The organism is Mycoplasmopsis primatum ATCC 25948 (assembly GCF_000702785.1).
Taxonomy (GTDB): Bacteria; Bacillota_I; Bacilli_A; order Mycoplasmatales; family Metamycoplasmataceae; genus Mycoplasmopsis; species Mycoplasmopsis primatum.
The window spans coordinates 1-13,990 of the sequence record NZ_JNJV01000027.1 but is presented as its reverse complement, the minus strand read 5'-3'; the positions used below and the strand labels follow the sequence as shown (position 1 = coordinate 13,990).

11 protein-coding genes, 2 rRNA genes and 1 pseudogene are annotated in these 13,990 nt (G+C 31.5%); 7 read left to right on the top strand and 7 right to left on the bottom strand.

What is annotated here, in order from left to right; all coding sequences use genetic code 4:
• On the bottom strand, positions 1 to 220 hold a 220-nt coding region (locus tag T386_RS0103305), incomplete at its 3' end, for a hypothetical protein (RefSeq protein ID WP_029513721.1).
• Positions 221 to 265: 45 nt separating this feature from the next.
• Here T386_RS0103305 and T386_RS0103300 point away from each other — a divergent pair.
• Entirely contained in the window at positions 266 to 1,840 is a 1,575-nt protein-coding gene (locus tag T386_RS0103300; RefSeq protein ID WP_029513720.1) for a hypothetical protein, read from the top strand.
• Between the two features lie 202 nt (positions 1,841 to 2,042).
• Entirely contained in the window at positions 2,043 to 2,867 is an 825-nt protein-coding gene (locus tag T386_RS04465) for a hypothetical protein (RefSeq protein WP_051622797.1), read from the top strand.
• A gap of 87 nt (positions 2,868 to 2,954) precedes the next feature.
• Here T386_RS04465 and T386_RS0103290 read toward each other — a convergent pair whose 3' ends face one another.
• The 5 genes from T386_RS0103290 to T386_RS04540 form a co-directional block, all read right to left on the bottom strand.
• Complete coding sequence (locus T386_RS0103290) at positions 2,955 to 3,437, bottom strand: hypothetical protein (protein WP_029513718.1); 483 nt, start codon at positions 3,435 to 3,437, stop codon at positions 2,955 to 2,957.
• Positions 3,427 to 3,573: a hypothetical protein gene (locus T386_RS04545; protein ID WP_156935942.1), complete on the bottom strand. Its 147-nt coding sequence runs from the start codon at positions 3,571 to 3,573 to the stop codon at positions 3,427 to 3,429. Before T386_RS04545 ends, T386_RS0103290 begins: the two co-directional genes overlap by 11 nt.
• Positions 3,574 to 3,729: 156 nt before the next feature.
• A 23S ribosomal RNA gene (locus T386_RS0103280) occupies positions 3,730 to 6,615 on the bottom strand.
• Positions 6,616 to 6,929: 314 nt separating this feature from the next.
• Positions 6,930 to 8,443 (bottom strand): 16S ribosomal RNA (locus T386_RS0103275).
• Together the 16S and 23S rRNA genes form the textbook arrangement of a ribosomal RNA operon.
• 425 nt (positions 8,444 to 8,868) lie before the next feature.
• Positions 8,869 to 9,030, bottom strand: coding sequence for a hypothetical protein (locus T386_RS04540; protein WP_156935941.1), 162 nt, complete (start codon positions 9,028 to 9,030; stop codon positions 8,869 to 8,871).
• Positions 9,031 to 9,208: 178 nt separating this feature from the next.
• Here T386_RS04540 and T386_RS04725 point away from each other — a divergent pair, with 178 nt between their 5' ends.
• The 5 genes from T386_RS04725 (at position 9,209) to T386_RS0103235 (ending at position 13,569) form a co-directional block, all read left to right on the top strand.
• The gene (locus tag T386_RS04725; protein ID WP_408633474.1) at positions 9,209 to 9,772 is read left to right on the top strand and encodes an MAG4530 family protein; all 564 of its coding nucleotides are present in this window, start codon (positions 9,209 to 9,211) and stop codon (positions 9,770 to 9,772) included.
• Positions 9,729 to 10,478: an MAG4530 family protein gene (locus T386_RS0103255; protein WP_029513716.1), complete on the top strand. Its 750-nt coding sequence runs from the start codon at positions 9,729 to 9,731 to the stop codon at positions 10,476 to 10,478. The genes T386_RS04725 and T386_RS0103255 overlap by 44 nt, the downstream gene beginning before the upstream one ends.
• 553 nt (positions 10,479 to 11,031) lie before the next feature.
• Complete coding sequence (locus T386_RS0103245; protein ID WP_029513714.1) at positions 11,032 to 11,769, top strand: hypothetical protein; 738 nt, start codon at positions 11,032 to 11,034, stop codon at positions 11,767 to 11,769.
• On the top strand, positions 11,760 to 13,121 hold the full coding sequence (locus T386_RS0103240) for an MAG4530 family protein (RefSeq protein WP_029513713.1): 1,362 nt from the start codon (positions 11,760 to 11,762) through the stop codon (positions 13,119 to 13,121). The genes T386_RS0103245 and T386_RS0103240 overlap by 10 nt, the downstream gene beginning before the upstream one ends.
• A complete protein-coding gene (locus tag T386_RS0103235; protein WP_029513712.1) occupies positions 13,105 to 13,569 on the top strand; it encodes a hypothetical protein in 465 nt (154 codons plus the stop codon). The genes T386_RS0103240 and T386_RS0103235 overlap by 17 nt, the downstream gene beginning before the upstream one ends.
• A 161-nt stretch (positions 13,570 to 13,730) precedes the next feature.
• Here the strand turns inward: T386_RS0103235 and T386_RS04610 are convergent.
• Positions 13,731 to 13,990: pseudogene (locus T386_RS04610) on the bottom strand (hypothetical protein); the annotation flags it as partial.

Below are 13,990 nucleotides of genomic sequence, written 5' to 3'. Positions count from 1 at the left end.
CACTATATTTTTTGGCATTTTGATTATTTGTATTATTATGACTTACAACAACTTTGCCATTTGCTTTTTTGATTTTTAATTTTCATCTTTTTATTGTTGAAATGCTAACGTCGCACATGCGCGCCAACCTTTCGTTAGTAAAATTTAAATTGTGTATTATTGCGCTAACTATTCTTTCACTTCTTGAAATTCAGTTTTCTCTATCACCTGTTTTATTCATACCAATAATTATCCCCTATTTTTTTAGAAAAACAGGTGGCTCAATTTGTTTGATAATGGAAGTGAGGGTTATGAATTAGCAACTTACAAAGCAGTTAAAAATGAAGATAAAGATTATTATGATGTTACTATTATTTTTAAATTAAAAATTAAGGGCACTGATATTGTAATGAATAAAAATGCTTCATATGTAATTAAGGGCTGAAAAAAGACAGATGAGATTTTAAATTTTGAAAAAGCGGCGAAAGAAAAAATAGGGGAAGAAATTAGTAAAATTAAGGTGTTTATATTAGATGAAAAAGCATATCAACACGTTATTAAACATAGAACTATTAACAATTTCAATAACAAACCAAATTTCATAATTGACGGCTATGATGTAAATTTATACAACATTGAATTATGTGGTATAAATATTGAAAATATTTCGGGTAAAAACCAAATTAAAATAATGTCTAAAATGTCAGTTAAAAACAATCGTGATATTTTTATCGAAAAGGAAATTTTAGTAGAAAGCGAATATTCAAAAGGCAAAAATTTTCATAATTTAAATGAAAATGAAATTAGAGCATATATTAGTGATCAGTTATCAAAAACAGCAATTTATCCTAAATATTCAAAAGATAGAACTTATATTGAGAAATTAAATAATGGAAAAATTTCTAATAAATCATTTTGAATAGAAAGCATAGACCATAATTTAAATTACAATTTTGGACTTTTGTCAAGAGAAAACAATGATTACTATGTTGAAGTAAAAGCATCTATTCTTAATTGATTAGATAGTCCTTTTATAATGAAAAAAATTAAAATTGATTTTTCTAATTTGGGTATTGAAATTCTAAATGAAATGAGAAAAAATAAAGGTCAAGATCCTTTGCCCGACGAAACTGCTCCAATTGCCACTATAAATGAAGAAATTGAGCCAGATCTATCTATTGATAAATTTGTTGATACACCTGCCGATGAGCACAAATCAACTTCCGCACCGCAATTGAATGATTTTATAAAAAATATTACTTATTTATATGCATGAGATGAAGATATATACAATGCTATGGTTGAAAATGCTGACAAAAAGCTTGTTCAATTTTATAAGGTAAATAATTATGTTAAAAAGTCAAATATATATTTCTTTGCCAATATTAAATCAATACGTGAAAACCAAACAATTTATGTATTTTCAAAACCAGAGTACAAAGATAATTTATTAACAGTTAAAATAACAGCTATAACAATACAAGATTATAATGCTGGTTCTTTCGATCAAAGTAGAATGTCATCTAAAAGAATTGAAATTAAAAACGATAAATGGGGCAAAGATGTATTTGATCAATATATTAAATCTTTAAAGCTTAATGAAGAAATCAAAAAGTTAAATTTAACATATGATTTTAAAAATAAAGAAACGCTTGATAGTAAAGAAGTAAATAACTGAGAATTTGATAAATTAAAAGAAAATTTAATAATAAATGATTTACCAGCAGAGTATCAAATTATAAAAATTGGAAAAAGTTCAAAGACCAAAAATAAGACTTTAACTTTATTCCTGTATTTCAAAAAGGGAGATACTGAATCAATTGTTTCTGTAAAAATAAAGATTTCAAACTTTAAATTATAAAAAAGTAAGAAGTGTTCTAACAAGCACTTTTTTATTTTTTGTATAATGGTGTGTTTTTCTCATAAAGTCCTATAAAACAGGGAAAAATAGAAATTTTAAAGGTTGTTGCTGACTGAATAAATTAGTAATTTATGCTTGCTTTAAGAATTATTTTTTAAATAATAATTTGATAGAATTTATATTATAAATTTAAGGAGAAAATATGATTGATGACGGATCAATTATTGCTAAAAGAGTTTTTAATGAATCATTTATCGTCTTTGATTTAATTTTTTTAACTCTAATGGTTAGCTTATTGCTATGAAGAAAAAAATACACCACTTTATTAGTTGGTTTGTTTGCTGGACTATTATATTTATTAGTGGATTATTGTATATTCTATTTACTCTTTAAAGAAAGAAAAATTGCTATTAATAATCATTTGGTTTCTGATGTCAATGCTTTTTTAATTCTTTTCTGAATGAGTATGAGTTATGGTTTTACTAATTTTGTGTGAATTTGACTTTGGATATCAAAAGACAAGCACCTATTTGAATGATCATTAATAATTTTATTATGATGATTATGTGGACCAATGATTATGTCTCGTTTTAATAACAGCACAGTAATAGAAACATATAGGACATCATCAACTACGCATGGAATTATGGCTATCTTGCTTTTTGCTGGTTATCTAATGTTAGTTATGTGAAATTTATTTCATAATAAAGAATATAGAGTTAATATTCTTTGACTATTGTATATGGGTATATTGGTTCAATTAGGCTGAGAACTAGGTCTATTGCTTGGTGGCATAAGAAGCAATGGCAGAACATTAGAACAAAAGTTAATGACACTATTTATTAATTCCTTATTAGAAACAAATCTTGGTATGCCTTATATTTATTTTATATTTATTGCCTATTCAGCAAAGTACAATGAAAGGATGAAAAAAAGGGAAAAGCCATTATCATTTCTACAAAGAATTGCTGAAAATAACGCTGAAAAAGTTAAGTCTAGTGAAGCAAGCCAATATCTATTATATTAATTAATAAAAATGCTTTTACAAGCATTTTTTTATATCAATACATCTTGCTACAAGTTTGATAATTATATGATTATAAAAGCAAAATAATTAAATTGCTTCCGTCTCTTCTTTAACCTGATTAGTTTGTGAAATTTTGACAGTTTGAGCTTTTCTTATACTTATAATAAAAAGTGCTAAATGAATAATGCTATAAATAAAGGCACAAGCATAACTTATAATTGAAATTATTCTGTAAGCTAAACACTCGTCCACTGTAATATAATCTCCAAATAAGGCAATATTGCAAGTTCATCATAATGTTAAAACTATATAAATTATTAAGTCACTAATTCATTTAGTGCTTTTCATAACTTCTTTATTTTGTTTGGTTTGTAAATATAAGAATCTACCTTTAAATCAGATGAATAAGTATAAAAATAAAAACATTGAAATTATGAATAAAAAGAAAAATGCACGTTTATTAAATCTAGATCTATATAAAACATTAGTTGATAAAACTATTATACCTATCAGTGCATAAAGCATTAGCGGAATTATAATTAATAATCAATTATGTTTTTTACTTACCATTTGGAACTCCTTTATATTTTAAGTTATTCATAAAGAACATTCAATCAATTAAGTTTGAACAAATGGCTAAAATTGTTACTATAACAATAAAAGCAGCTAGTAAGCTAAAAAATAAAATTAATGTCTTCTTATTCATATTTTCTCCATTTCCATATATACCAAATTATATATTTTTTAGCGAGCGCCATAGTATAGATATGGAAAAAATAAAAAAAGCCCACTTGGGCATTTGCTCTCTGAAAACTGAATAGTAATTATATGCTTCATTGAAATGTCTTAAATCCACATCTCTACTTTTAAACCTATCAATTTATTAGTACTGGTCAGCTCAACACATTGCTGTGCTTACACATCCAGCCTATCAACCTCATAGTCTATAAGGAATTTCAAGGGAATACTAATCTCTGAGGAGGCTTCCCACTTAGATGCTTTCAGCGGTTATCCTTTCCGTACTTAGCTACCCAGCTATGCTCCTGGCGGAACAACTGGAACACCAGCGGTACGTCCACTCCGGTCCTCTCGTACTAAGAGCGGCTCTCATCAATATTCCAACGCCCACATCAGATAGGGACCAAACTGTCTCACGACGTTTTGAACCCAGCTCGCGTACCGCTTTAATGGGCGAACAGCCCAACCCTTGGAACCGACTCCAGCTCCAGGATGCGATGAGCCGACATCGAGGTGCCAAACCTTGCCGTCGATGTGATCTCTTGGGCAAGATTAGCCTGTTATCCCCAGGGTAACTTTTATCCGTTGAGCGACTGCCATTCCACAATGTACAGCCGGATCACTAAGTCCTGCTTTCGCACCTGCTCGACTTGTAAGTCTCACAGTCAAGCACACTTCTACCTTTGCGCTCTACATACGGTTTCTGACCGTACTGAGTGTACCTTTGAACGCCTCCGTTACTCTTTAGGAGGCGACCGCCCCAGTCAAACTACCCACCACGCACTGTCCTCCCACCTGATTATGATGGCAAGTTAGAAACTCAACATAACAAGGGTGGTATTTCAAGGTTGACTCCACTGCTACTAGCGTCTCAGCTTCAAAGTCTCCCACCTATCCTACACATGTTAGGCCAAATCTCAATACGAAGTTATAGTAAAGCTCCATGGGGTCTTTTCGTCTTGATGCGGGTACCCAGCGTTTTCACTGGGACCATAATTTCACCGAGTCTAGTGTTGAGACAGTTGAGAGATCATTATGCCTTTCGTGCAGGTCAGTATTTAGCCGACAAGGAATTTCGCTACCTTAGGACCGTTATAGTTACGGCCGCCGTTCACCCGGGCTTCATTTCAACGCTTCGCATAAGCTAACGCATCCACTTAACCTTCGGGCACTGGGCAGGCTTCACCCCCTATACATCACCTTGCGGTTTAGCAGAGAGTTGTGTTTTTGATAAACAGTTGCCCCTCATAATTTACTGTGGCCTATGTTTTACCATAGGCACCCCTTCTTGCGAACTTACGGGGTCATTTTGCAGAGTTCCTTAACACTAGTTTTCTCGCTCGCCTTAGAATACTCATCTCGGGGACGTGTGTCCGTTCTCGGTACAGGTTTCCTTAAAATTAAGTTTAGAAGCTTTTCTAGGAAGCATGAAATCATCAAATTCAAGTCGCAAGACTCTATGCATCATAACTCCCGGTTATAGATTGCGGATTTGCCTACAATCACCAGTTATCATTTACCCCTAAATCCAGTAATAGGTATGATTATCCTTCTCCGTCACTCCATCACATTTAAAGAAAGTACAGGAATATTAACCTGTTGTCCATCGACTACGCTTTTCAGCCTCGCCTTAGGTCCTGACTAACCCTGGGTGGACGAACCTTGCCCAGGAAACCTTCCCCAATAGGCGTCGTAGATTCTCACTACGAATCGTTACTCATACCGGCATTCTCACTTCTTAGCGCTCCACCAGTCCTTACGGTCTGACTTCATTGCCCTAAGAACGCTCCTCTAACGCACAAATGTGCCCGTAGCTTCGGTATCGTGTTTTACTCCCGTTAAATTGTCGGCGCAAAGTCTCTTGACTAGTGAGCTATTACGCACTCTTTAAAAGATGGCTGCTTCTGAGCCAACTTCCTAGTTGTTTATGAAACTTCACAACCTTTCTGACTTAACACGATTTTGGGACCTTAGCTGACGATCTGGGTTGTTGCCCTCGCGAGCCGGGACGTTAGCACCCCGGTTCCGACTGCATAGTAATACATAATGGTATTCAGAGTTTGATTATAGTCAGTACCCCTAGGCGAGGCCATTCCATATTCAGTGCTTTACCACCATTACTTAACACTACACGCTAGCCCTAAAGCTATTTCGAGGAGAACCAGCTATCTCCAAGTTCGATTGGAATTTCTCCGCTATTCACAAGTCATCCGGGCACTTTTCAGCGTACTACGGTTCGGTCCTCCGCTTGGGGTTAGCCAAGTTTCAACCTGCTCATGAATAGGTCACATGGTTTCGGGTGTACTTCAACATACTAATCGCCCTATTAAGACTCGATTTCTCTACGGCTCCGCTTTTTTCCGCTTAACCTCGCATGTTAAAGTAACTCGCCGGTCCATACTGCAAGATGTACGCCATCACCCATTAACGGGCTCTGACTAATTGTAAGTAAGTGGTTTCAGAATCTATTTCACTCCCCTCTCGGGGTTCTTTTCACCTTTCCCTCACGGTACTAGTTCACTATCGGTGTCTGGTTAGTATTTAGCCTTACCGGGTGGTCCCGGCAAATTCAGACAGGGTTTCACGTGCCCCGCCCTACTCAGGATACAGCCAAGAGATCTAATAATTTCACATACGGGGGTATCACCCTCTACGCCGCTTCTTCCCAAAAGCTTCTGCTATCATTAGATTTTGTAACTCTATGTAGTCTGTCCTATAACCCCATTTAAAATGGTTTGGGCTCTTTCTCGTTCGCTCGCCGCTACTAAAGAAATCATTATTTATTTTCTTTTCCTCTTGCTACTAAGATGTTTCAGTTCACAAGGTGTCTCACTCTATGTCCTATGAATTCAGACATAGGCAACTAGGCATTACCCTAGTTAGGTTTCCCCATTCGGAAATCCCCGTTTCATAGCACATTTCCGGCTCCACGAGGCTTATCGCAGGTAATCACGTCCTTCATCGACTTCCAGACCCAAGGCATCCACCACAAACTCTTACTTATTTAAAAGTAGTATTTTCCTATTGTTTAGTTTAAGATGTGTATTTTAAGACATTTCAATGAATCATAATTAATATGATTTACTCGATGAATCAAAACAAATTAACCATTAAATTTTTAATTTGATTTTTGATGTCGTTGTAAATATCGAAAAATATTTTACTATTCAGTTTTCAAAGAACAAAGAGAGAATGCTCTCTCAAAACTAGATATAAAGCTCCGACCTTATTAAAAGCCCATGACATAAAATATATAAATAACAGGTCTGTAAATAACTTTGGTTATGTCTTTACTAAAAAACGAAAGACGTGTGTACTCCGTAGAAAGGAGGTAATCCATCCCCACGTTCTCGTAGGGATACCTTGTTACGACTTAACCCCAGTCACCAGTCCTGCCTTAGGCAGTTTCTTTATAAACCGACTTCGGGCATTACCAGCTCCCATGGTTTGACGGGCGGTGTGTACAAGACCCGAGAACGTATTCACCGTAGCGTAGCTGATCTACGATTACTAGCGATTCCGACTTCATGAAGTCGAGTTGCAGACTTCAATCCGAACTGAGAACGGTTTTTTGAGGTTTGCTCCATGTCACCACTTCGCTTCTCTTTGTACCGTCCATTGTAGCACGTGTGTAGCCCCACTCGTAAGAGGCATGATGATTTGACGTCGTCCCCACCTTCCTCCCGATTACTCGGGCAGTCTCCTTAGAGTGCTCAACTAAATGTTAGTAACTAAGGACAAGGGTTGCGCTCGTTGCAGGACTTAACCGAACATCTCACGACACGAGCTGACGACAACCATGCACCATCTGTCATTCTGTTAACCTCCACTATGTCTCCATAGCTTTGCAGAAGATGTCAAGAGTGGGTAAGGTTCTACGCGTATCTTCAAATTAAACCACATGCTCCACCGCTTGTGCGGATCCCCGTCAATTCCTTTAAGTTTTATTCTTGCGAACGTACTACTCAGGCGGATCATTTAATGCGTTAGCTGCGTCGATGAGTTCCCCATCAACTAATGATCATCGTTTAGGGCGTGGACTACCAGGGTATCTAATCCTGTTTGCTCCCCACGCTTTCGTCTCTCAGTGTCAGTGTATGCCCAGTTAGCTGCCTTCGCCATATTGATGTTCTTCCTTATATCTACGCATTTCACCGCTTCACAAGGAATTCCGCTAACCTCTACATAACTCCAGTTTGCCAGTATCCAACGCGTTTTGGGGTTGAGCCCCAAAATTTAACGCCAGACTTAACAAACAACCTACAGACGCTTTACGCCCAATAATTTCGGATAACGCTTGCAACCTATGTATTACCGCGGCTGCTGGCACATAGTTAGCCGTTGCTTTCTAATCAGGTACCGTCAAGGTAATATCATTTCCTATATTACTTTTTCTTCCCTAACCACAGCAGTTTACAACCCATAGGGCCTTCATCCTGCACGCTGTGTCGCTCCATCAGACTTTCGTCCATTGTGGAATATTCCCTACTGCTGCCTCCCGTAGGAGTCTGGGCCGTATCTCAGTCCCAGTGTGGCGGTTCAGTCTCTCAACCCCGCTAAACATCATCGCCTTGGTGGGCCGTTACCTCACCAACAAGCTAATGTTGCGCACTCCGATCTTTCAGCGAAGCAAACGCTTCTTTTTATATTAAAACCATGCGATCTTAATAAGTATTCGGCATTATCGGATGTTTCCACCCGCTATTCCAATCTAAAAGGTACGTTGAGTACGTGTTACTCACCCATTCGCCGCTAAGGTATTGCTACCTTCGCTCGACATGCATGTATTAGGCACACAGCCAGCGTTCATCCTGAGCCAGGATCAAACTCTCGAAAAAATTGACTGTCATGTTTATATATCTAGTTTTCAAAGAACATTTCACAATCTCAAATAAAAGATTGCTTAACAATTATATACCAATAACTTTTTTAACAAAATATTTTTTTAATTTTTTTTAGCAAAATCAAAACCATACAATTATTGATATACCAACGCCAAAACGCGTTATTAAAATAATAATGTAAAAAATAAAAAACGAAAATATTTTTTTAATTTTTTTGTATGCTGTGCCCAATTATATTTTTATTATGAATATATATAAGCATTCTTAATTTATTATAATTTAACTATAAATAAAAATATATGTATTTGCTAATAAATATTTAATAAATGTAATTAAAGGAGAACTAAATGAGAATTTAAATTACGATAATAACTTATACACAAGCACACAGCATTAATGAAAGGCAAAATGCTGATCAATTAGTCAAAATAGTTAAATCTAAAGATATTACTATTATAAATAAGATCATTTGAAATAGCTAAAAATGCACTTGATGCTATGAAAAGTTGATGAAACAATTTTCTTTCCTTAGCTATATCTAAATCAAAAGTGAATTGCGCATTGAAGTCAATAAGCGTCATTTACATAGAGCGCAAATTGAATATCTTAATTATATTAGAGAAAACTTTTGGAGGGATGGATGATATTAAAAGAAAAATTAGATGCTCTTGAAAATGCCAAACTAATTAATAAAACGTTAGTGTTTCAATATTTGTTTTTAATAATTTCGCTTTTGTTTACTATTTTTATTTCAATGCAGTGATTTTATTCTGTATTAGCCCGTCTAAATATGTAAGTTTTTTGTTTAGCAATGTTGAAAACAGTAAAAATAAAATTTTTGTATATGAATTTGTAATTATTTCTACAATATTGCTTTTTTGAGCCTGTGTTTTTGGAATCGTTAAGTCGATTTCTATAATTATGATTAATACTTATTATAAATTTAATATTTTTAGGTCTTTGGAATGATTTAATGTTTATCTTATTATTAGAATGAAATATAACATGTTCAAAAAGATCAATTTATCAAACCAGAAAGCTATGCAAGATATTAAACTAATTAAATATATGAATAGCAAAAATCTTATATTACATGGTAGTGCTTCCATTAATTTTGCTTATAGTGATTATTGAAGATTGTCAAATGATTATGATTTTGCATCCAAATCATTAGCGCCACAGTATGCTAAACCAAACGAAGCAGATAATTTAAAATTACTATTTGATGATTTTGTTGCCAGCAAATATGAATATAAAAACATTAATGTTGAAGTATTATATGGCAAGTATATACCAGCTAGATTTCTTAGAAAAAAAACATAATATTGATATACCTAATATCTATTTAATGATTGGCATGAAAATGCACCAACTTTTACATTTATATTTAGCCTCGCAAAATAAAATTGATTCACCTGAGTTATTTAACCAAAAGGTAAGAAATACATTTATTGATTTATGTTTTTTGTTAAATAAAAGTAAATATTGGAATTTTGATAAATTAAAAAAGTCATTTAATTTCTTATATTTATCTAATTATTTAGTTCAGTTTTTCCTAAATAGACAAATTTTTGAATTTACAAACAGTGATGAAATAAAAAAGTTCATTTTATTTGTAAAAGAAATTAGTTTAATGAATGATAACTATGCTGAAGGCTATCAATTTGTAAAATTATTTATTGAATTTGTTGAAAAGGATATTTTCATTAAACATATTGGCAAAGAAATGAATAGTAATATAAAAAATAGAAGTCAATTTTACGATAGGCTTATTACAAATTCAAAACCAAGTGATAGAAACGTTCAATCATTTCAATGAACATTCATAACACAAAGCGAAAAAGAGAATTTTTTACATAAGTTTTATGAAAAGTTAAATAATGAAAACAAGATCCTTGATGAAATGATTAGTGATTTTAAAGAAGGCGAACAAGATAAATCAATTGATATAAGGCAGTTACTTTTATATGAATTAAGTAAAAATATGGAGAAGTATTATGCAAAAGCAAAACAAGATAAATGTAATTAAACTATCAATAATTTGTTCATTATTGACGCTGGTTGCTTTGTTTTATTTAATGCCTTTTTTAGTTGGAAAATACACAGATTTTGCCTTTTCACTAGTAGCCGGTATTCTTTTAATTTTTGTTTTAGCTCTATCAATTTTATTTTCATTCAGTTTTGCAATCTACCCCTTAATGCATAAATATCGCATTTCATTTATATGCTTTATTATTATTTTATGTTTTTTATGAACTGCTTCTTTCTTAGTGATAATTGTTTATGGGCATTTTAATAATTTGCCACTATTAGTATTTACCTTACCATTAAATCTATTTATTATTTGCTGGATTGCATGCATCATATTTATTTCTATAAAAATGATTTTATTTATTAAAAAATGTCTAAACATTTAATAAAAAATATAGCAACTTTTTATCATTAATCAAAGCCTTATATAAATAATTTGTTTTGCTTAATTAATATTCTCTAAAATTTAAAAAAATCAATGATAGTACTATCTGGGACATATAAATATAGTCAGTAAATTGATATAATATAATTAATTATAAGGAAATAAAATGATTATTATAAATTTTCAACCACAAATAGAACAAGAACATAAAGATTTTTCTATTGAAGAGTTAAAAGATACTCTCAATAATTTAAAAAGTGCTTTTGATAGAGAAATTTCAGAAATTAAAACAGAGTCTAATAATTTAACTTTGATGTCTTTTTCAAGTGAAAATAAAACAGTAAATGATTTTGTTACAAACGATGACTGAAACACTATAAATAGTCGACTTTTTTGAGCTATACAGACATATTTAGATTTTCATAAAACTGCTAAAAGCGTTTTAAGTGACCTACATTCATTCTTATATAAATTAAATCCTTTGTGAGACGCGTCTGCCGCTGCTGGTGATTTCTTTGGCGCCCTTGAAGAAAGCGGAAAAACTGGTATTCAACCTATTGATACTGGTATTTTGGCCGGTAAAACTATTTTTACAGCACTTGGTTTATTAAAAAGAAGCGAGGAATTTTTAAATTATTCATGTGATTTTATTATTCATATTTTTAATGGAATTATGGAAGTTTCTAAAAATAAAAATATTGAAGAGTTACAAAATGCACTTAGAATAGCTAAGGATACTCTTAATAATATAGACTATAACTGATGAGACTATTTCTCTGTTCTAATAGCAAGAGATAAAGTAAAGAAATCATACGATACTGTTCATGGCGTATATCAAAAAGCATATACACTTTATAGTGATTATTTAAGAGAAGATTACTGGGGCTCATCATCATGATACTAGAAGACAAAATTAGTTTAATTCATCGGTTTAAATTAATTAAGGAAAAACTTTATTTTCAATATATTCTCTTGTTTATATCTTTTATCTTTTTACCGGTAATGGCTTTTTTTGGACTAGTAGCTATTATTGATCCTTCTTTTTATGGTCGCTCTTTTCCACAAAATTCCGATAAAAGTAGTGGTTATCTAGTGATATCTATAATATTTATTCTTCTATTTTGAGCATGTTTTTACGGTTTTACTAAAAGCATGTCCCTTATCATGATTAACAAATATTTTGAATTCAATATTTTTAGAGCACTAAAATGATTTAACATTTACCTTATCATTAACTTTCAATATGATATTTTCAAAGTGATCAATGCAAAAAATAGCGCAAGTGATAAATTAAATACTAGTTTAATTTCCTTCTTTGATTCTAAGGGTTTAGTTCTCTATGGTAGTGGTTCAATAAAGTTTGCTTATAATGACTTTTGAAGAGAAAATAATGATTTAGACTTCGCTTCTGCTTCAAATGAGACAAAATACATTGATGCTAAATCATTTGAAAATCTTGAAGAAAAATTCAAAGATTTTGCTGCTAGCAAATATCAATATGACGATATAAAAATTGAAGTTTTATACTCAAAATACATTCCTAAAAGGTTTATTACTACAAAAAATAATATTAAGATTCCTAAGATCAATTTCATGATAGCTATGAAAATGCACCAAATACTTCATTTATATTTAGTAAATAATGACGATAAAATATCTAAATTAAATTATGAAGCCAAAATTAAGAATTCTTATATTGATTTAGCATTTTTGTTAAGCAAAAATAATTATTGAAACTATAAAAAAATTACAGAAGCATTTTCGCATTTGTATTTGTCCAATTATTTCTTACAATTTTATTTGAATAAAAATATCTTTGATTTTTCAAAACCACAAAGCACTGAGAAATTTTTAGAATTCATCAAGTTAAACAATTCAAAAAACATTAATTTTTCAGAAGTGTATTTATTTATTAGTACTTTTGTTAAATTAATAGATAAAAATATTTTTGTAAAAAATGTTGGCGGTGGAATTAATAAGATCCTTGAAAATAAACATTCTTTATATGATAAATTTATTGGCGAACCTAAATTAAACAAAAACAATTTTTCATCTCTAAAATGAACTTTTGTTAATGAGCATGATAAGAATGATTTTTTAAATAAGTACTACAAAAATCTAAATGTACAAAATCCAATAGTCAATTGCTTTTTGAATGAATTAAATGATACAGACAACAATATGCTCGATGTTAGAAAAATTTTATTATATGAATTGAATCAAAAAATGGAGCTAATTTATGAATCAAAAAAATAAAATAATCTTTTCTCAACTATGCGTACTTTTTTCAATTATTCTTTGTTTATTTATTCTTACGATTTATCCAATATTAGATAGATTTAATCAATTATTTCGCATGTTCAGCAGTAAATCATTTGAATTTTTATCTATAACAAATTTATCATTAACCTTTATATTTATAGCATTACTTTTATCTTTTGTTGTTTATTTTGCACTTGATTCATCTGTTTTTATACATATATTTAAATACAAAATTTTGGTTATTGTGTCTTGTTTATTATTAGCAGTTATGATTTTTATAGCCGTTTTCGTTTCGTTGGTTTTAAATGTTATTGATAATAAGACTCACATTACTATATCAATAATTCTATATTTTGCTAATTTTCTATTGATTGTTTTCTCATTGTCTTGTGTTATTACAACATTAGTGTTAATTAAGAAGACTCAAATAAATAATTATTAAATTTATACTTGATAAAATAAAAGCAACTTCAAATTCTAAAACAGTCAAAGTTGCTTTTATTTATTTACTAGTTAAATAATTTTTTTCCCGAGTTTCTGAGTTTTGAAGAAAAAAACGAAAAAGCCCTGTTATTTTTAATGTTTTTTCGCTTTTTCGTTTTTTTACATACAATTTTTTAGTATTTTATTTATTTCTTCAAACTCTCTTTTAACATTTCCATCGGGAGATGTTTGGGCAAATGATTGCTCTATAATTTGACCATTTCTTAATTTAGATGTGATTGTGCAAGCATTAAGTAGATCAACTAAGCTAGCATTTGTGTATTTCTGAATTACTCCATTATCTTCATAGAATTTATTTAATTTGTATAAGGTAAGTTTGAGAACAACAAGGGCAATAAAATTAAGTATAAAATGTCCTC